The organism is Pseudomonas sp. H3(2019), from assembly GCF_007713465.1.
Classification (GTDB): domain Bacteria; phylum Pseudomonadota; class Gammaproteobacteria; order Pseudomonadales; family Pseudomonadaceae; genus Aquipseudomonas.
The window spans coordinates 31,137-51,023 of sequence record NZ_VMSG01000023.1 but is presented as its reverse complement, the minus strand read 5'-3'; the positions used below and the strand labels follow the sequence as shown (position 1 = coordinate 51,023).

At 59.7% G+C, this 19,887-nt stretch carries 16 protein-coding genes; 7 read left to right on the top strand and 9 right to left on the bottom strand.

Annotated features, from left to right (window positions below; genetic code table 11):
• Window positions 1-55 precede the first annotated feature (55 nt).
• Window positions 56-493 (bottom strand): hypothetical protein, encoded by a 438-nt coding sequence (locus tag FPT12_RS21245; protein WP_103315336.1) that lies wholly within the window; start codon window positions 491-493, stop codon window positions 56-58.
• Between the two features lie 104 nt (window positions 494-597).
• On the opposite strand from FPT12_RS21245, the gene FPT12_RS21240 reads away from it, so the two are divergent.
• Entirely contained in the window at window positions 598-1,035 is a 438-nt protein-coding gene (locus FPT12_RS21240) for a universal stress protein (protein WP_145019616.1), read from the top strand.
• A gap of 81 nt (window positions 1,036-1,116) precedes the next feature.
• Here FPT12_RS21240 and FPT12_RS21235 read toward each other — a convergent pair whose 3' ends face one another.
• Window positions 1,117-3,033 carry an ATP-binding cassette domain-containing protein gene (locus FPT12_RS21235; RefSeq protein ID WP_145019613.1) on the bottom strand — a complete coding sequence of 639 codons (1,917 nt, stop codon included), beginning with the start codon at window positions 3,031-3,033 and terminating at the stop codon, window positions 1,117-1,119.
• 213 nt (window positions 3,034-3,246) lie between these two features.
• On the opposite strand from FPT12_RS21235, the gene FPT12_RS21230 reads away from it, so the two are divergent.
• Window positions 3,247-5,175 (top strand): transglycosylase SLT domain-containing protein, encoded by a 1,929-nt coding sequence (locus FPT12_RS21230; protein WP_145019609.1) that lies wholly within the window; start codon window positions 3,247-3,249, stop codon window positions 5,173-5,175.
• A gap of 139 nt (window positions 5,176-5,314) precedes the next feature.
• Here FPT12_RS21230 and FPT12_RS21225 read toward each other — a convergent pair whose 3' ends face one another.
• Both FPT12_RS21225 and FPT12_RS21220 read right to left on the bottom strand, forming a co-directional pair.
• Complete coding sequence (locus tag FPT12_RS21225) at window positions 5,315-6,346, bottom strand: Fic family protein (protein ID WP_145019606.1); 1,032 nt, start codon at window positions 6,344-6,346, stop codon at window positions 5,315-5,317.
• 75 nt (window positions 6,347-6,421) lie between these two features.
• Window positions 6,422-8,215 (bottom strand): ABC transporter transmembrane domain-containing protein, encoded by a 1,794-nt coding sequence (locus FPT12_RS21220; RefSeq protein ID WP_178098838.1) that lies wholly within the window; start codon window positions 8,213-8,215, stop codon window positions 6,422-6,424.
• Window positions 8,216-8,473: 258 nt separating this feature from the next.
• Here FPT12_RS21220 and FPT12_RS21215 point away from each other — a divergent pair, with 258 nt between their 5' ends.
• The gene (locus FPT12_RS21215; RefSeq protein ID WP_123584631.1) at window positions 8,474-8,653 is read left to right on the top strand and encodes a PA1571 family protein; all 180 of its coding nucleotides are present in this window, start codon (window positions 8,474-8,476) and stop codon (window positions 8,651-8,653) included.
• A 98-nt stretch (window positions 8,654-8,751) separates the two neighbouring features.
• Here the strand turns inward: FPT12_RS21215 and pdxB are convergent, their stop codons facing one another.
• Window positions 8,752-9,894, bottom strand: a complete 1,143-nt coding sequence (gene pdxB, locus FPT12_RS21210) for a 4-phosphoerythronate dehydrogenase PdxB (protein ID WP_145019600.1) — start codon at window positions 9,892-9,894, stop codon at window positions 8,752-8,754.
• 150 nt (window positions 9,895-10,044) lie between these two features.
• Here pdxB and FPT12_RS21205 point away from each other — a divergent pair, with 150 nt between their 5' ends.
• Together FPT12_RS21205 and FPT12_RS21200 are read left to right on the top strand one after the other, a co-directional pair.
• Window positions 10,045-11,460, top strand: a complete 1,416-nt coding sequence (locus FPT12_RS21205) for an MATE family efflux transporter (RefSeq protein WP_145019597.1) — start codon at window positions 10,045-10,047, stop codon at window positions 11,458-11,460.
• A gap of 172 nt (window positions 11,461-11,632) precedes the next feature.
• On the top strand, window positions 11,633-12,190 hold the full coding sequence (locus FPT12_RS21200; RefSeq protein WP_145019594.1) for a cytochrome b: 558 nt from the start codon (window positions 11,633-11,635) through the stop codon (window positions 12,188-12,190).
• Here FPT12_RS21200 and FPT12_RS21195 read toward each other — a convergent pair.
• Window positions 12,177-13,109, bottom strand: coding sequence for a 1-aminocyclopropane-1-carboxylate deaminase/D-cysteine desulfhydrase (locus FPT12_RS21195; RefSeq protein WP_145019591.1), 933 nt, complete (start codon window positions 13,107-13,109; stop codon window positions 12,177-12,179). The genes FPT12_RS21200 and FPT12_RS21195 overlap by 14 nt on opposite strands.
• 55 nt (window positions 13,110-13,164) lie before the next feature.
• Complete coding sequence (locus tag FPT12_RS21190) at window positions 13,165-15,204, bottom strand: FAD-dependent oxidoreductase (RefSeq protein ID WP_145019588.1); 2,040 nt, start codon at window positions 15,202-15,204, stop codon at window positions 13,165-13,167.
• A 210-nt stretch (window positions 15,205-15,414) separates the two neighbouring features.
• On the opposite strand from FPT12_RS21190, the gene FPT12_RS21185 reads away from it, so the two are divergent.
• The gene (locus FPT12_RS21185; protein ID WP_145019585.1) at window positions 15,415-16,545 is read left to right on the top strand and encodes a carbon-nitrogen hydrolase family protein; all 1,131 of its coding nucleotides are present in this window, start codon (window positions 15,415-15,417) and stop codon (window positions 16,543-16,545) included.
• A gap of 3 nt (window positions 16,546-16,548) precedes the next feature.
• Window positions 16,549-17,589: an AraC family transcriptional regulator gene (locus FPT12_RS21180; protein ID WP_145019581.1), complete on the top strand. Its 1,041-nt coding sequence runs from the start codon at window positions 16,549-16,551 to the stop codon at window positions 17,587-17,589.
• Between the two features lie 361 nt (window positions 17,590-17,950).
• Here FPT12_RS21180 and FPT12_RS21175 read toward each other — a convergent pair whose 3' ends face one another.
• Both FPT12_RS21175 and FPT12_RS21170 read right to left on the bottom strand, forming a co-directional pair.
• Window positions 17,951-18,850: a DUF2242 domain-containing protein gene (locus tag FPT12_RS21175; protein ID WP_145019579.1), complete on the bottom strand. Its 900-nt coding sequence runs from the start codon at window positions 18,848-18,850 to the stop codon at window positions 17,951-17,953.
• Window positions 18,851-18,941: 91 nt separating this feature from the next.
• Entirely contained in the window at window positions 18,942-19,841 is a 900-nt protein-coding gene (locus tag FPT12_RS21170) for a LysR family transcriptional regulator (RefSeq protein ID WP_145019576.1), read from the bottom strand.
• Window positions 19,842-19,887: the final 46 nt, after the last annotated feature.

Here is a 19,887-nt window from a genome sequence, read left to right as displayed (position 1 = left end):
CCGATGACGATGTCGGGCTTTTTATTGCCTGTGTGTGTGTGTGTGTAGCTGCGTTTCAGGCTAATGCCTTCAGCACTGCATCGATCTCATTCAAAACACTGGCCTCGCCCCGCTCCCCCCAATACAACGTGATCATTTGCTTGTCGGCCTCAACCTTGTAGACGTTGGCCGGCAACTTTCGGAAATGAATCAGCAACGACTCATCCTGACAAACTTCTCGCCATTGGTTGACCCACACACCCGGTGCACTTTGCCAATAGATCCAGCACGCCGGCTGATTGCCCCGCCGCGGACGATGGTATTGCGCACACGGGCTGGGCGGCGCCGGCTCCAGCCAATGCGGCCACTCCTGCGGTGCCAGTTGCATGGCCAGGCCAATACGCCGAGCCTCCATGCGCAAGGCCATCTGCCCCCCCTGCTTACGCGAAGGCCGCAGCCATGCCAGCGGGCTCAGCACCACTGCGAGGATTGACACCACTATCCAGACCGTCATATCTGTACTCCCGATTCTTGATGGGCAGATTGATCCCTGTCGGAACCAATCCGCTTGAAACCAGCCATACTTACCGTTATCGCAATCCTCAGGAGGAGCACCTCATGCCCTACCACCATATTCTGGTCGCCGTAGATCTAACCGAAGAGTGCGATCCTGTGATTCACCGTGCTCGCGAGTTATCGGTCAGCAACGGTGCCAAATTGTCCCTGGTTCATATTGTCGAACCGATGGCCATGGCCTTTGGTGGTGACGTGCCGATGGACCTGTCGCAATTGCAGCAACAGCAATTCGACCAGGCCAAGGAGCGCCTCGAGCGCCTGATCAACAAATATCCTGAACTTTCCAAAGAATCCAGCCACCTGACCTATGGCCAGCCACGCCAGGAAATCCATCATATGGCCAAGGAACAGGAGTGCGACCTGATCGTCGTGGGCAGCCATGGCCGGCACGGCCTCGCACTGCTGCTGGGCTCCACCGCCAATGACGTGCTGCATGGTGCGCCTTGCGATGTACTGGCGGTGCGCCTGATCAAAAGCTGACACCTCTGTCGACAGCTCCTACGAAAAGCCCGGCACTCACATCGGTGAGGCCGGGCTTTTTTTACATCAGCAACGGATCAATCAGGCATCCAGCTCGGCCCAGCGTTCGACCAGCGCATCGAGTTCTGCTTGCAGTTGCTCAAGTTGCGCGATGACCTTGGCGGTTTCGGCAGCAGGACGCTGATAGAAAGCAGCATCGGCCATTTCGGCTTGCACCGCGGCGATCTGCTGTTCCTTGGCATCGATATTGCCCGGCAGCGCTTCCAGCTCACGCTGCAGCTTGTAGCTGAGCTTTTTCTTGGCCACTGGCGCTTCTTGAGCGACCACTGGCGCAGGCGCCGCACTGACGACCGCAGAGTTCAGGTCTGCCTTGCCGGACTTGCTCTCGGTCACGCCCAACAGGCGCGGCGAGCCGCCCTGACGCAGCCAGTCCTGATAACCACCGACGTATTCACGAACCTTGCCTTCACCTTCGAAGACCAGGGTACTGGTGACCACGTTGTCGAGGAATGCCCGGTCGTGGCTGACCATCAACACGGTGCCGTTGAAGGTCAGCAAGACCTCTTCCAGCAGCTCGAGGGTTTCCACGTCGAGGTCGTTGGTTGGTTCGTCGAGTACCAGCAGGTTAGCCGGCTTGCTGAACAACTTGGCCAGCAACAGACGCGCACGCTCACCACCCGACAACGCCTTGACCGGCGTGCGGGCACGCTGCGGGCTGAACAGGAAGTCACCGAGGTAGCTCAGTACGTGACGGCTCTGCCCGTCGATATCGATAAAGTCGCGACCTTCGGCGACGTTGTCGATCACGGTCTTTTCCAGATCCAGCTGATGGCGCAGCTGGTCGAAATAGGCCACATCGATGCGAGTGCCCTCTTCAACCGTACCGCTGGTCGGCTGCAAACCGCTGAGCATCAACTTCAGCAAGGTGGTTTTGCCGGTACCGTTGGCACCCAGCAGACCGATACGGTCGCCGCGCTGCAGGACCATGGAGAAATCCTTGATCAGGAACGGGCCATCCGGGTGGGCGAAGCTGACGTTCTCGAGGACCATCACCTGTTTGCCGGACTTGTCAGCGGTATCCAGCTGAATATTGGCCTTGCCCGTGCGCTCACGACGCTCGCTACGCTCGACGCGCAGCGCCTTGAGGGCACGAACTCGACCTTCGTTACGGGTGCGACGCGCCTTGATGCCCTGGCGGATCCAGACTTCTTCCTGGGCCAGCTTCTTGTCGAACAACGCGTTGGCGGTTTCTTCAGCGGCCAGCGTGGCTTCCTTGTGAACGAGGAAGCTGGCGTAGTCGCCGTTCCAGTCGATCAGGCCGCCGCGATCCAGTTCCAGGATGCGGGTGGCCAGGTTTTGCAGGAAAGAACGGTCGTGCGTGATGAACAGCACGGCGCCCTGGAAATCCTTCAACGCCTCTTCGAGCCAGGCGATGGCACCGATGTCCAGGTGGTTGGTCGGTTCGTCGAGCAGCAGCAGATCCGGTTCGGAAACCAGAGCCTGCGCCAGCAGGACGCGACGACGCCAGCCGCCGGACAATTCGGCGAGGGTCTTGTCTGCCGGCAATTGCAGACGACTCAACGTGCTGTCGACCAATTGCTGCAAACGCCAGCCATCGCGGGCTTCGAGGTCGTGCTGGACGTGCATCAACTTGTCCAGATCGGCTTCGGTAACGCAGTTCTGACTCAGGTGGTGGTATTGCGCGAGCAATTCGCCCACACCGTCCAGACCTTCGGCAACCACGTCGAACACTGTCCGCTCGTCGGCCACCGGCAGTTCTTGCGGCAATTCGCCAATCTTGAGGCCAGGTGCGCGCCAGACAGAGCCGTCATCGGGCTTCTGATCGCCTTTGACCAGCTTCATCATGCTGGATTTGCCAGTGCCGTTGCGGCCGATGATGCACACCCGCTCACCACGGGCGATCTGCCAGGACACCTTGTCCAACAACGGCATAGCGCCGAAAGCAAGGGACACATCGCTGAATTTGAGCAGGGTCATGAGCTTCTCCAAAAACCGGGCGCGCATTCTACCTGACTTGCGACGTCAGAAGGCCGGCATTTTCAATGTCGAAGCACTCTGCACAATTATTGTTGCGAACTTGTACCGACGAGCCGGCAAAGCTTTCACCGGTTGCTGGCAAAAGGCTAAGCTATAAATAATCAGTGCTGGCATTTGCAGGCACTTGTCGTGTTTTTTCTGCCCGGATGTCTCATGCGCAGTCGCCTTTTCAGTTTTTTATCCTGTTTGATTCTTTCTGCCGCTGCCGTTCAATCCGCCCAGGCGGTGGACCTGTCTACCCAACGCCAGTATTACGACGAAGCCAAGCGCGCCCTGGCCAAAGGTGATACCGGCCCGTATTTTCGCTACAGCCAGGAGCTGAGCGATTACCCGCTGGAGCCGTATCTGGCCTATGACGAGTTGACGGCGCGCCTGAAAACCGCGAGCAACGATGAAATCGAAAGGTTCCTCGCCGAGCACGGCGACCTGCCGCAAGCCAACTGGATGAAATTGCGCTGGTTGCGCTGGCTGGCTGAGCGGGGCGACTGGTCGACCTTCGTCAAATACTACGACCCCAAGCTCAATTTCACTGAACTGGACTGCCTCAATGCGCAATACCAGATCGGTCACAACCTCAAGTCCGAAGGTTACGCCAACGCTGACAAGCTCTGGCTGAGCGGCAAATCCCAGCCTGAAACCTGCGACTCGTTGTTTGCGCAATGGGCCGCCGAGGGCCAACTGACCGAACAGAAACGCTGGGAACGCCTCAAACTGGCCGCTCACGCCCGCAACTACGCGTTGGCCAACAGTTTGATCAACAACATGAGCACCCTGGCATCGCGTGGGCGATTATTGGTTGATGTCGCGCAAAGACCCGAAATGCTCGACCAGCCGTCGCGCTTCACCCCGGCCGATGAAGCCATGTCTGACATTGTCAGCCTTGGTCTGCGCCGCTTCGCGCGCCAGGATCCGGACCGCGCGATGGCCCTGCTCGACAGCTATGCCGTCAGCATGCACTTTTCCAGCGAAGAAAAGGTCGCCATCGCCCGTGAAATCGGCCTGACCCTGGCTCGTCGTTTCGACAGCCGCGCCCTCGACGTGATGACCAAATACGACCCGGAACTGCGCGACAACACCGTATCCGAATGGCGCTTGCGCTTGCTGTTGCGCCTGGCACGTTGGGACGACGCCTATCAGTTGACCCGCCGCCTGCCACAGGATCTGGCCCTTACCAATCGCTGGCGCTACTGGAAGGCCCGCAGCCTGGAGCTGGCCCAGCCGCAAAACCCGGAAGCGCAAACTCTGTACAAGAGTCTGGCCCGTGAGCGTGACTTCTATGGGTTCCTTGCCGCTGACCGTTCGCAATCGCCTTACTCTCTGATCAACAAACCGCTGATGTTGAGCCCTGCGCTGATCAATAAGGTTCGTAATACACCGGGTATACGTCGGGCGCTGGAGTTCCTTGCCCGAGGGCAGATCGTCGACGGGCGCCGCGAGTGGTATCACGTCAGCCGCCACTTCAGCCGTGACGAAATGGTTGCCCAGGCGAAACTGGCCTACGACCTGAAATGGTATTTCCCGGCAATCCGCACCATCAGTCAGGCGCAGTACTGGGATGACCTGGACATTCGCTTCCCGATGGCCCACCGCGATACCCTGGTACGTGAAGCCAAGGTCCGCGGCCTGCATTCGAGCTGGGTGTTCGCCATTACCCGCCAGGAAAGTGCCTTCATGGACGACGCCCGCTCCGGCGTCGGTGCCAGCGGCCTGATGCAGTTGATGCCCGGCACCGCCAAGGAAACCGCGCGCAAGTTCAGCATTCCGCTGGCCTCACCGCAGCAAGTGCTGGACCCGGACAAGAATATCCAGCTCGGCGCGGCCTACCTGAGTCAGGTCCACAGCCAGTTCAACGGCAACCGTGTCCTCGCCACCGCCGCCTACAACGCCGGCCCCGGCCGTGTTCGCCAGTGGCTAAGCGGTGCCAACCACCTGAGCTTCGATGTCTGGGTGGAAAGCATCCCGTTCGACGAAACCCGCCAATACGTACAGAACGTGCTCTCCTACTCGGTGATCTACGGCCAGAAGCTCAATTCACCGCAGCCGCTGGTGGATTGGCATGAGCGGTACTTCGATGATCAATAACCAGGTTACGCAGCGGCTGGTGAAGCCTGCGATCTTTTAATCTGGCTTTGAGACCCCAACAAATGCCCACATCGATTGATGCGGGCATTTTTGTTGTCGCAAAAAAACGTCCAAACGCGACCCGAACCTTTGGCAGCGCCTATCGGCCGAACTGCCTGGCAACCTGCTGACCGTGTGTGGTCAGTCGGTACCGCTGAGCAGGGCTATTGGGTGAGTCGGCATCAGTCATTTCAATCCACCCGGCAGCAAGCGACGGTTTGAGATAGTTGGCCCGGAAGGTCGCTTTGTGGGACAGCCCCACCTCTGCCATCAACTCATTGACCTTGAGTGGAGAGCTGCCATCAAGTACACGCAACAATCGCGCTACTTGGTCGGTTACTTGGTCGGTTACTTGGTCGGTCAGAGGCGAACTTCGGACCGCCTCTTCGAGCGCTACGCTCAACGCCTGCAACATGAACTCGACAAATGGTGTCGCTTCAGCCAGTTGATCAGCCGCCGACAACGCCGCGTAATAGTCATCCTGTTGCGCCCGAATCACCGCTTCGACCGGCAGATAAGCCAGTACCGGTCGCCAGCGACTGAGTATCGCGGTTTGCCAGAGACGGCCCATGCGTCCATTGCCATCGGCAAACGGGTGAATGAATTCGAACTCATAATGAAATACACAACTGATGATCAGCGGATGCCAGTCAGAGCCTGCGAGCCACGCCAGCAGGTCGTCAATCAAATGTGCAACACGGCTCGGCGGTGGGGCCATATGAACCAATTGGTCACCGCGATAAATGCCAACCCCGGCCCGGCGAAACTGTCCGGCATCATCAATCAAGCCATGCATCAACAGCGAATGAGCTTGCAGCAAATCAGCCCGCGTACTCGGCTGCCATTGCGGCATGGCTTCATAAGCAGCGAAAGCATTGCGAACTTCCTGGATTTCCCTGGGCAAACCCAGTACTCGCTCACCCGCCAGAACAGCGGTGACCTGCTCCACACTCAGGGTATTGTTCTCGATCGCCAACGAGGCCTGAATCGTACGAATCCGGTTGCCACGACGCAGCTGTGGCGTTTGCCGGGAGTCGTCCACAGCTGAAAGCCGACCAATTTGCTCGCTGATCTCGGCGATCAACGTCAGCATTTTGGCCGTCAGTGTCAACGGTGGCTGGTAACGACTCATTTTCTGTCCTGGCCTGTAACAAAGGTCGACATAGTGCCCGAACGCAATGCCATACAGCACCTCCAATTTGCCTTGTCATTCCGCCCCGAAATGATCGCCATCTTCGGTCGCCCCAACAAACTGCAACGCCGCCAGCCGCGCATACAGCGCATTGCTGGCGATCAGTTCGTGGTGCGTACCCACCGCTACCAGTTTTCCCTGGTCCATCACCGCGATCCGGTCGGCGTTCTTTACCGTGGCAAGGCGATGGGCGATGACCAGCGTGGTGCGGTTTTTCATCAAGCGAGGCAGCGCTTGCTGGATCAGGTGTTCACTTTGCGCATCGAGGGCGCTGGTGGCTTCGTCCAGCAGCAGGATCGGTGCATCCACCAATAACGCCCGGGCGATGGCCAACCGCTGACGCTGACCGCCGGAAAGTCCGAGACCGCCGTCGCCCAGATGCGTCTGGTAACCATCAGGCATTTTTTCGATGAAGTCGTGGGCGTAGGCAATCTTCGCCGCTTCCTGGACCTGGGCCAGGGTCGCCGAGGGTTTGCCATAGCGGATGTTCTCTTCGATGCTGCCGAAGAACAGCGCCGGGTTTTGCGACACCAGCGCGAAACAACGGCGCAAATCCATAGGATCAAGTTGGGTCAGCGGCACGCCATCGAGCAGGATGCGGCCCGCTATCGGATCGTAAAAGCGCAACAGCAGGTCATAAACCGTCGACTTGCCGGCCCCTGAAGGTCCGACCAGCGCGAGGGTTTCGCCGGCCTTGATGGCCAGACTCAAGCCATCGATAGCGTAGCTTTCGGGCCGTGACGGGTAGGAGAAACGTAGATCTTCGAGCAGCAAATCGCCACGCACTCGATCAGGCAATGTCACTTGCCCCGAGACCGGTGGCTGGATGATGTTTTCCGAGCGCAGCAACTCGGCAATTCGTTCAGCCGCACCGGCCGCCCGCTGCAGCTCGCCAATCACTTCGCTCAAAGTGCCGAAGGCACTGCCGACGATCAGGCTGTAAAACACGAAGGCCGCCAGTTCACCCCCGGAAATGCGCCCGGCCATCACGTCCATGCCGCCGACCCAGAGCATCACCGCGACCGCCCCCAGCACCAGCATGATCACCAGGGTAATCAGCCAGGCGCGCTGGACGATACGTTTGCGTGCGGTATCGAAAGCCTCTTCCACGGTGACGGCGAAGCGCTGCTCGTCCTGCACCTGATGGTTATAGGCCTGCACGGTCTTGATCTGGCCGAGGGATTCCGACACATAGCTGCCGATGTCGGCAATCCGATCCTGACTCAAGCGCGACAGGCGGCGAACCCGGCGACCGAAGATCAGAATCGGTGCGATCACCAACGGCAGCGTCACCACCACAATGCTGGTGAGTTTCGGGTTGGTGATAAACAGCAACACGACTCCGCCGATGACCATCAGCAAATTGCGCAGGAACAGCGACAGCGACGAGCCGATCACTGATTGCAACAGTGTGGTATCGGCCGTCAGGCGCGACTGGATCTCCGAGCTGCGGTTGTTCTCGTAGAACCCCGGGTGCAGGTAAATCAAATGATTGAACACCTGTTGACGGATATCGGCCACGCAACGCTCACCGATCCACGACACCAGGTAAAAACGCATGAAAGTGCCGATCGCAAGGCCCAACACCAGCAACATGAACACGCCGATGGACTGGTTGAGCAACTGCGGTGACTGGGTCATGAAGCCCTGGTCCACCAGCAGGCGAATGCCCTGCCCCATGGACAAGGTAATGCCGGCAGTGACAATCAGCGCCAGCAAGGCACCGAGCGCCTGCCAACGGTAAGGTGCAACAAAACGACTGGCCAGGCGAATCGCACGGCGGTGACGGGCAGACAGCATCAGGATCATCCGAAAGCGCAAACTGAAAGAATCAACCCGGCCAAGCCTACACTGGTCGATCCGCCGCAACGCTGTAAATCACAATGAGTCAGGTTAAATATGACCGCTGACAATAGAGCCTAGATGTTATCGGTCTAAAGTCCGGCTAGAAGTCCCGGGTTATTTCTGATGGACTGGTACTGCCGCCTTGTCCCCTGTAGGGAGTTGTCACAGCTTGGTCATTTGGTGGTTCTACAGTAAACGCATAACCTGATGAGGAGACAGGCCATGTCCTTGCAAAACAGCAGCGATGACAAAGTTCAAGTGATTCGCACGCAGCCACACCAGTCTCTGGGGTGCGCCATTATTGACGCCCAAGGGCGCGAAGTGCCGATCACTGAAGATATGATCCAGAGTGCGTGCCGCGAACTGGAACAACGGTTGGTCAAGCCTGCCAAGCAAGATTGATACGTAGCCTTACGTCTTCCGACCCGGCTCTGATAGCCGGGTTTTTTATTGCTTATTTTTGGGGGCGCTGCGCGCCCCATCGCAGGCAAGCCTTGCTCCTAGACAGCCATTGCCCCCAGCGCCGCCACCATTTGCCGCAAAGCCGGCGACTCACCCTCAATGCGCACCTTCAGCCCGTCAATCTCACGCCGTTCCGGGTAATGCTTGCGCAGCAAGTCAAACGCCGTGCGCTGTTCGGCACCGCTGACCACCAGGCTACGGCGGAAATCTGCGTCATCACGACGCGGGTCGTACACACCACGGCAGACCATCGCCAAGGCCCAGGCCGGATCACAACTGGCGTTCAAGTGGACTTGCGCCAGCCACGGCGCCGGCAACAACGTATCAAGGGCAACCTGGGCCGGCTGCCCGAGGAACTGGCAAAACGCCTGATAGATCTGCGCGGTCCCGCGCTGCTTGCCGTCTAGGCTGTAACCGGCGATATGCGGGGTGGCGATCACACACAACTCGGCCAGGCCGATATCGACGCTCGGCTCGCCTTCCCACACGTCCAGCACCGCTTGCAGGTCTTCGCGCGCGAGCAACACTTCACGCAGCGCAGTGTTGTCCACCACCGGACCACGGCTGGCGTTGATCAGCCAGGCGCCAGGCTTGAGCTGGTTCAAACGGTTTTCGTCAAACAGGTGCCAGGTCGAATGCTCGGCGTTGTTGCTCAACGGGATGTGCAAACTGATAACGTCGCATTGACCAATGATCTGCTCGAGGCTGACGAATTCGCCGCCTTCGGCCGCCTGACGCGGTGGATCGCACACCAGCACCTTCCAGCCCAGACCTTGCAGAACCTTGACTAGCCGACCACCGACTTCACCGGCACCGACCACTCCGTAAGTGCGCTCGGCCAGCTCGACGCCTTCGATTTCGGCCAGGGTCAGCAAGCTGCCCAACACGTAGTCGACCACGCCTCGGGCATTGCAACCCGGCGCGCTGGACCAGGTGATGCCGGCCTGCTGGAAGTACTCCAGATCCAGGTGATCCGTACCAATAGTGCAGGTGCCGACAAACCGCACGTTGCTGCCTTCGAGCAAGTCGCGGTCGACGTTGGTCACCGACCGCACCAGTAGCACATCGGCCTGTTCGACCGTGGTGCGGTCGATGGAGCGTCCCGGTACGCGGCGGATTTCACCGAAACCTTCAAAGAACGCATCGAGCAGCGGGATATTTTCGTCGGCAACAATCAGCATGGCAGGCTCCTTTGGCGGATCGGCAGTGTAGCGCAGCTCCCACGGGGTGGATGAGCTTTACAAATCCGCAACACAGGAATTTTCCTGACTGCGGCGTCAACGCGTAGAATGCGCCGCCCCGCGCATCAATCCCCTCTGGACGCTTCGCCTGTGAATTCCGTGACTGACCGCCTCGCTGCTACTGCCCTCAACCGCCCGGCCCGGGTTCGCCTGGAGCTTAAAAGCCTGCTTGGCCTGGCGCTGCCGATCATGATCGCGCAACTGGCAGCCACCTCCATGGGTTTCGTCGATGCAGTGATGGCGGGCAGAGTCAGCCCACGGGACCTGGCTGCGGTCGCACTGGGTAATTCGATCTGGATTCCGATCTACCTGCTGATGACCGGGGTTCTGCTGGCCACCACCCCCAAGATCGCCCAACACTTTGGCGCAAAGCAGCACGACGAGATCGCGCCTCTGGCACGCCAGGCCTTGTGGCTGGCACTCTGTGTCGGACTGATGGGCAGTGGCCTGCTGCTTAGCGCCGAGCCGATCCTGCACTGGATGAAAGTCGACCCGCAGTTGATTGAGCCGAGCATGGGCTACTTGCACGGTATCGCCTTCGGCTTTCCCGGTATTGCCTTCTACTACGTACTGCGCTGCTACAGCGATGCCATGGGCCGCACCCGTCCAAGCATGGTCATTGGCCTGAGTGGTTTATTGCTCAATATTCCCGTGAACTACGCGCTGATCTATGGCCATTTCGGCCTGCCGGCCCTCGGCGGTGTCGGTTGCGGCTGGGCCAGCGGCATCGTCATGTGGTTCATTGCGCTGAGCATGGCCGGCTGGACCCACTGGGCGCCCATCTATGCCCCCACGCGTTTGCTGGTGCGTTTCGATCGTCCTCAGTGGGCGGTGATCAAACGTCTGGTAGGCATCGGCCTGCCGATCGGTATCGCGGTATTTGCCGAGTCCAGCATCTTTGCGATCATCGCCCTGCTGATCGGCAGCCTCGGATCGACCGTCGTGGCCGGGCACCAGATTGCCCTGAACATCAGCTCTCTGCTGTTCATGATTCCTTATTCCCTGGGGATGGCGGTCACCGTACGGGTGGGTCAGGCGCTGGGGGCCGGGAACCCGTATCAGGCGAGCTTCGCGGCGAAGGTCGGCCTGGGCGCGGCGCTGGTGTTTGCCGCATTCTCGGCGAGCCTGATTCTGCTCCTGCGCGAACCAATCGCCTCGATTTACACCGCCGACAAGACCGTCATCCAGATCGCCTCGATGCTGATCGTCTATGCCGCGCTGTACCAGTTTTCCGATGCTATCCAAGTGATCTGTGCCGGCGCCCTGCGCGGTTATCAGGACACCCGGGTGACGATGATCCTGACGTTATTCGCCTATTGGGGGATCGGCCTGCCGGTGGGATACGTGTTGGGGTTGACCGACTGGTTCGGCCCGGCCAGCGGCCCGAACGGGCTGTGGGAAGGCCTGATTGCAGGCCTGAGCTGTGCGGCGCTGATGCTGTCGATCCGCCTGACGCGCAGTGCGCGCAAGCGAATCCGCATCAGTCAGCCGGTTAACCGAGGGTAAAAAGAAGGCCTGCAAATGCAGGCCTTTTTTTGCCCAATAGTCTGTCGCAGAGCGCTCGATGAGGCACGAAGCCTGATCTGACTCAGGCAAATCCTCGCAAACAGGATTACAGTTAACGCACTCCGTCATACAAGAACGGGGGCTTCAGACCTGATAAGCGAGGAAAAACCGTATGCCCTGGAAGAATTCCGAATCACGCTACAGCACCGTATCAATCATGCTGCACTGGTTGATGCTGGTACTGTTGGCGCTGGTTTACGCCAGTATCGAACTGCGGGGGATGTTTCCCAGGGGCAGTGGCGGCCGAGCCCTGATCACGGAAACGCACTACATGCTCGGCCTGACCGTGTTCGCACTGGTCTGGTTACGGCTGTTCGCCCGCAGCCTGGGAAGCGCTCCGAAAATCTTCCCGGCATCGCCCCCATGGCAAACGGTACTCGCCCGGCTGATGCACTGGGCGTTGTATATATTCATGATCGCCACACCGATTCTCGGTTGGCTGGTCACCAGCGCCAACGGTCATCAGGTGATGTTCTACGGCATCGACCTGCCGTTGCTGATCGGGGAAGACAAACCACTGGCCAAGCAGATCAAAGGCTGGCACGAACTGGCCGGCACCCTCGGCTACTGGCTGATCGGCCTGCATGCCGTGGCCGGGCTGTATCACCATTACGTGGTTCGCGATAACACTCTGCTGCGGATGATGCCCAAGCGCGTCAGCCCTGACTGAGCGGCGCAAAACCCCGGCGGCCCTGCAAACCGCCGGTGTGCACGAAGATCAAGCGTGTGCCGGCGGCAAAACGTCCAGCATCAACCTGTTGCTTGAGTGCCCATAGCGCTTTACCGGTGTACAGCGGCTCCAGCGGGATACCGCTGGCCCGCTCGCAGTTTTCGATAAACGCCAGCAACGTCGGGGCGACTTTTGCAAAACCGCCGCAACTGCCGTCGAACAGCTCATATCCACCGTCCGGCAAGCCGCATTCGCCGAGAATTGCCTCGACCTGCTGCGCTACCCCATGATCATCGGGCACCGCCAGCACGCCATACACCGGATGCCTCCCCGCCTCGGCCAGCACCAACCCTGCCAGCGTGGTGCCGGTTCCGCAGGCCAGCCACCAGCCGTCATGGTCATTCCAGCCCAACTCGTTCAACTGTTCGCCGACCTGAGTCAGTAACTGCCCGCAACCACGCGCCCCCAGCAGACCGCCACCGCCTTCGGGGACCGGATGCAGATGCGGGTATTGCGCGTGCCATGGCTGCCAGAAACCCGGCTCGTGGCGCGCGCGATAACCGCCGTAACCCAACCAGTGCAGTTGCATGCCAAAGGCCTGTAAATCCTCCACGGTCGGGGTGTCTTGCGGATGCCCGCGCAACAGGCCGACGGTAGGAAAACCAAAGCGCTTACCCGCTGCCGCCAGCGCATGCAGATGATTGGACCAGGCACCGCCCAGGCTGATCACACCTTCGGCACCGGCCTCGCGGGCCACCCTTAGATGTTCAATGAGCTTGAACCACTTATTGCCGGAGATCAGCGGGTCGATCCGGTCCAGACGCAGGACTGCCACCTCGATACCGGCGGTGGCGAGCCAGTCGAGATGAAGACGTTCAAGCGGGGCATGGGGAAGCCAGTCGCTGGGAGGAGAAAGCATTGATGCCGGCTCTTTGGGAAAGAGCCGGCATCTTAGCAGCAGACTGCGGTCGCTATCAGAGCTCGGCAGCCAGGCGCGACCCCTGATTGATCGCACGCTTGGCATCCAGCTCCGCCGCTACATCCGCACCACCAATCAAATGCACGTTCTGCCCGGCAGCCACCAGGCCGTCGTGCAATTCGCGCAACGGATCCTGTCCGGCGCAGATCACGATGTTGTCCACCGGCAGCACCTGCGGCTCACCGGTTTCACCGATACGGATATGCAGGCCTTCGTCATCGATCTTCAAGTACTCGACGCTGTTGAGCATCTGTACGTGTTTGTTCTTCAGCCCCGTGCGGTGAATCCAGCCCGTGGTTTTACCCAAACCATCGCCGACCTTGGATTTCTTGCGCTGCAACAGGAACACCTGACGTGCCGGCGCGTGAGGTTCGGCCTTGATCCCGGCGACACCGCCACGGGCCTCAAGGTGAGTATCGATGCCCCACTCTTTCCAGAACGCTTCACGGTCCTGGCTGGTGGCGACGCCTTGATGCACGAGAAACTCCGAGACGTCAAAACCGATACCGCCGGCGCCAATCACCGCGACGTTCTTGCCGACCGGCTTGCGTTCGAGGATCACGTCCAGGTAGCTCAGCACCTTGGCATTCTCGACACCCGGAATCGCCGGTACACGCGGTGCAATGCCGGTGGCCAGAATCACCTCGTGATAACCGCCGTCCACCAGCTGCGCGACATCGACCCGCGTATTCAGGCACACCTCGACATTCGTGGTCTGCAACTTGCGCTTGAAGTAGCGCAGGGTTTCGAAGAACTCTTCCTTGCCCGGCACACGCTTGGCGACGTTGAACTGGCCACCGATTTCGCTGGCGGAATCGAACAGTGTCACTTGATGGCCACGCTCGGCAGCCACGGTGGCTGCGGACAACCCCGCGGGACCTGCACCCACCACGGCAATTTTCTTGATCTGCTGCACCGGCAAGTAATTGAGCTCGGTTTCATGGCACGCCCGCGGGTTGACCAGGCACGAGGTCAATTTGCCGCCGAAGGTGTGGTCCAGGCAGGCCTGGTTGCAACCGATGCAGGTGTTGATTTCATCAGCGCGACCGGCAGCGGCCTTGTTGACGAACTCCGGGTCGGCGAGGAACGGCCGTGCCATCGACACCATGTCGGCATCGCCTTCGGCAAGGATCTGTTCGGCGACTTCCGGGGTGTTGATGCGGTTGGTGGTGATCAACGGAATATTCACCGAACCGCGCAGTTTGGCCGTGACCTTACTGAACGCGGCACGTGGAACCTTGGTGGCGATGGTCGGAATCCGCGCTTCGTGCCAGCCGATCCCGGTGTTGATAATGGTCGCGCCCGCTTGCTCGATGGCCCTGGCCAACTGAACGATTTCTTCCCAGGTGCTGCCGCCTTCCACCAGATCGAGCATCGACAAACGGAAGATGATGATGAAATTCGGGCCGACCGCTTCGCGTACGCGACGGACGATTTCCACCGGCAGGCGCATACGGTTTTCATAGCTGCCGCCCCAGCGATCGGTGCGGTGGTTGGTGTGGGCTGCGAGGAACTGGTTAATGAAATAACCTTCCGAACCCATGATCTCGACACCGTCGTACTCGGCTTTTTGCGCCAGGGTCGAACAGGTGACGAAATCGCTGATCTGCTTCTCGATGCCTTCCTCGTCCAGTTCTTTGGGCTTGAACGGGTTGATCGGTGCCTGGATCGCACTCGGTGCGACCTGTTTCGGGCTGTAGGCATAACGCCCGGCATGCAGAATCTGCATGCAAATCTTGCCACCCGCCTCGTGCACGGCGCGGGTGACGATCTGGTGCTTGAGCGCCTCATCGAGAGTGGTCAGCTTGGCAGCGCCGGAGTAAACCCCGCCCTCATCGTTCGGGCCAATACCGCCGGTGACCATCAGGCCAACCCCACCGCGAGCACGCTCGGCGAAGTACGCCGCCATGCGCTCGAAACCGCCAGGTTTCTCCTCAAGACCAGTGTGCATCGAGCCCATCAGAGTGCGGTTGCGTAGCGTGGTAAAACCCAGGTCCAGCGGGGCCAGCAGGTGCGGGTAATGAGCGGCGGTCATCGGTAGCTCCACAACGAATAATCACGAAAATAGTGCGGGGGCTCTTTGGCACCCATCGGTTATGTGCCACAGACTAAAAGCAGGCCGAGCATCGCTCAATGACCGTAACTGACAACTTATTGATCTAAACGCGCAGGACCTCTTGGCATTCGTCGGCATGGGGCCTACCCTAGTCGGCGAATCCTGCACACGGCCACTGACTGTTCCCCCATGCGCAAACTTCTTTATCTGACCGTCACCATGGCGTTTGTCGCCGTCATCGCCGCTTACGCGATGTGGACCGCCGATCGTCCGGTTGGCCATTACCTCTCGGACCTGCGCATCAACCTCGCCGTAAACCAGGGCGTTCCTGCCGATCGCGGCAACTTGCTGGGCATCCAGCCCGAATTGTTCCCCACCGATTATCAAAGCCCCGAGCACCTGCACCGCAAGCTCGCGGCCTATCTGCAGCAAGCTCGCGAACAAGGCCTGCTGAACGAAAAGACCGTCGTCGTGCTGCCGGAACACATCGGTACCTGGCTGATGGTCAGCGGCGAGAAAGACGAGCTGTATCAAGCCAGCACGCTGGACGAAGCCATGAATTGGCTGGCAGTGAGCAATCCCCTGAGCTTTTTGCGCGCGTTGATCAGCGCCAAGGGCGACAGCCACCTGGATGACGCGCACCTGCGCATGAAAGCCAAAAGCATGGCCCGCCAGTACCAGGCGCTGTTCGGTGGGCTGGCCAACGAGTTCGGCATCACTCTGGTGGCGGGCAGCATCGTGTTGCCCGACCCCAGTGTCAGCGACGGCACACTGAAAATCGGCCGTGGTGCGCTGTACAACAGCAGTCTGGTGTTCGGTCGCGATGGTTTGCCGATCGGCCAACCGCAGCGCCAGCTGAGCCCGGCCTTCGATCAACGGAGCTATATCCAGCCGAGTACCGATCAAGTGATCAATGTCATCGACACTCCGGCCGGACGCCTGGGCGTATTGATCGGCAACGACAGCTGGTACCCGGACAACTATCGCAAACTCAACGATCAGGGTGCTCAGTTAATCGCCGTGCCGGCCTCTATCATCGGCCGAAATGCCTGGGACAAGCCTTGGTGCGGAGACAAAGGGCTATCGACCCCGAGCGAAATCGGCCTCGAACCCGGCTCGCTCAGCGAGGGCCAGGCCTGGCATCGCCTAACGCTGACCAGTCGGCGCCCGGTCAGTCAGGCCAACGCCGGTGTCAGCGTGTTCCTGCGTGGACAATTCTGGGATCAGGGCAGCGCCGGCCAGAGCTTTCTCAGCAGCAACGGCCAACACTTCGCCGACCGCGAAGCCCGCGGCGCACGTTTGCTCAATATCTGGTTGTAAGTGATGAAACCACAGCCGATGCGCCTCGGGGATCTGTCGGTCGGTTTCGTCCATAGCCTGGCTGACGCAGTGTCCAGCCATGGTCTGGACCCGCAGCCGCTGCTGGAACAATACGGACTCGACCCGGCGCGACTAGCCGAAGCCGGTGCACGGCTGTCGATCCCGCGCTACATGCGCCTGGGCCACGCGGCTGTTCAACTGACTGGCGACCCGGCACTGGGTCTGCGCATGGGCCAGCTGAGCCGCCTCAGCCAGGTCGGGCTGGCCGGGGTCACTGCCGCTCAGGCGCCAACCGTGCGCGAAGCCGCGCGTTGCCTGATTCGCTTCGAGGCCTTGTACGGCTCCAATTACCGCGGACAGTCGAGTTTCCATGAAGATGCCCAGGGTGCGTGGCTACGGTTCTATTCCATCAGCCCGTACAACGCCTATAACCGCTTTGTGGTGGATTCGATCATCGCCAGCTGGTTGCAGCAGTTATCCAGCCTGAGCCACCAGCCGCTGCGCGCCGAGCGCATCGACATCGAGTTCTCCGAGCCCGATTACCGCGAGCGCTACGCACTGCTGGGTGATTGCCCGATCCAGTTTGGCGCCGAGCACAACCAACTAAGGCTGAGTCAGGCCAGCCTGGCACTGCGCAACCCCGAGCACTGCCCGAGTACCTGGCGACATCTGCTGCAACTGTGTGAGCGGGAACTGGAGCAATTGACCCGCACCCGCAGCCTGCGTGAACGCATCACTCAGTTGTTGGGGCCGTTGCTCAATGGGGGTCGTGAACCCGACCTGGAAGAAGTGGCGGCACGCCTGAAGCTGCCAACCTGGACCTTGCGTCGCAGGCTCGCCGAAGAAGGCACGCAGTTTCGCGCCATTCTCAACGACACCCGCCGCGATCTGGCCATGACCTACATCCGTGACACGGAGCTGGCCTTTGGCGAGATCGCCTACCTGCTGGGATTTGCCTCGGCCGAAGCCTTTCAGCGCGCCTTTAAACGCTGGAACAACCAGACACCTGGCGAGTTCCGTCGCAGTCACAGGCACTCAGCCTGACGGCTGGCCTGCAGCTGCTTTGTTACAACTCAGTGGCGTCTTCGGCGGGTTCCAGAGGGTCCAGTTCAAATGCCTGGTATTCGAGCAGCTCTTCTTGATAATCGTCCATTGAGATGTCCTTTTGAGTCGAGTTAAACCGTTATACCAATGACCTTCGCCCTCAGCATAAAGTGCCCGCATGAAAGAAAAATGACGCGGGCACAGCGGTACGTTGCTGCTAGTAAAACGTAGCAGGCACTCAAGAATTTATCACGGGAGACTTTGAATAAAAGCTGAAGAAAATCAGCCTCTGGCAGCGCAGATGCATTTGAAGTCAAGCACTGTGGGGGCAATGACAGATCCCATAGTGCTCGACTTCAGATTACTTGCCGGACGATGGCAGTGCCGGAATTGGCTCGGTCGGTGCCGGCAACGAACTCGGATTCGCCGGTGGCGTGATGACCTCGGACGCCGGTGCCGGTTCAACTGTGCTCGCCGGTCCAGTTGGCGACGCCTCAGGCGCTGGCGCTGATACCACAGGCGTTGATGCAGCGGATACAGGCACTATCGGCGCACTCACCGCCGGCACAGCCGTCACCGGTTCGGCCGCAGCTGGCACAACCGGTGCCGGAGTTGGCGCCGGGGTTGGAGTCTCTGCAGGCGTCGCTGCGGGCGCGGAGGCTGGCGCTGCGGGGGCTGCCGCGGGTTCAGGCACACCCAGATCGGCCTTTGGCTTCTCGACGATATGCGCCTCTTTCTTCACCTCAGGCGGCAGGAACAGTTCGACCAACGTGAAAAACCGCTCGTAGAACTTCCCGGACGAAACGGTTTCACTGGCGACCTTGACCATCGAGTCATCGGAAGAACCAATCGGCATCGACACCGAGCCCAGCACACCAACGCCAAGGCTGGCGGAGTTGTTGGTTTTCTTCAGCGCGTAGCGGTCCTGCAAGGCATTGGCGAACATTGTCGCGTGATGCTTGCTGTCTTCGGCACAGACCACGTTGAAGCTGATCTCCATATGCGTGTCACCGGTCTGCTGAAAGCTCTTGTGACCGCTGACCAGCTTCGGATCTGTGCTGGTGATGATGTAGCCTTGGCTCAATAACGCCCGACGGGCGGCCTCGCAGGAAGCAACATCGGTAACCGGGTATTTGCGCGAAAACGTCCCGGAATCATCGAAATTTTCATGCTCATAGATGGCCTGGTCCTTGGTGCAACCGGCTGCTGCAGCCAGTACCAACGCCAGCCCGGCGGCACGCACATGGAATGATTTGAACATTGAACATCCTGAAGAAAACGATCCGGGGCCTATTGTGCAACAGATCACCCCGTAACGGCGTATGGATTAGTGTCTTGTAAGCGATACAAGTCTACTGACCATCGTTTACCGGAAAAAGTCGCAGGCACAAATGATCGATGAACACCCGTAATTTGGCCGCTGCATGGCGACTGGATGGCCAAAGCATCCAGAACGTGCCGCTGTACTCAAGGTATTCATCCAGCACTCGCTGCAAGCGCCCCTGCTCCACTGCCTCGCGGACCATAAAATCCGGCAGGCAGGCAATTCCCAGTCCTTGTTGTACTACATGGTGCACGGCTTCGATGGAGGTCGTGACAAACCGCGTCGGCAACAACGGTTCACTACCATCCGCAAGCCGCTGCAACGGCCAAAGCTCCAGCTTGCCGGTGGCGTGGAGGGTATGGCGCAGGCAGGCATGCCCCGCGAGATCCTCCAGGGTGCGCGGCACACCCTGCGCGGCGAAATATTCAGGCGTTGCCACCAACACCAACCGAAAACGACCCAATTGTCGTGCCATCAAGCGCGAGTCCTTCGGATTTCCTGTGCGCACCACTGCATCAAACCCCTCTTCGACCACATCCACCATGCGATCCGACAGGTCGACGTCCAGTTCGATGTCTGGATAAAGTCGCATGAACTCGGTGAGTACCGGCATCACCAACCCGTGAACCTGCGGCACACTGATGCGCAGTTTTCCCCGAGGCGCGCTGGCCGCACTGCACAACTCGAACTCGGCGGCTTCGACTTCGGCGAGAATCCTGCGGCAGCGTTCAAGATACAGCGCACCTTCAGCGGTCAGGGTGATGCTACGCGTACTGCGATGGAACAGACGAACCGCCAACCGCTCTTCAAGTCGCGCAATGCTTTTGCCGACCGCCGACGAAGAAACGCCCAGCAAACGCCCCGCCTCGGTAAAACTGCGGGTGTCCGCGACCTGCACAAACACCGAAATACTGCCCAGGCTATCCATCGCATACTCCCGACATTGCGGACATTCTCGTCCTGTAAGTTCGGAA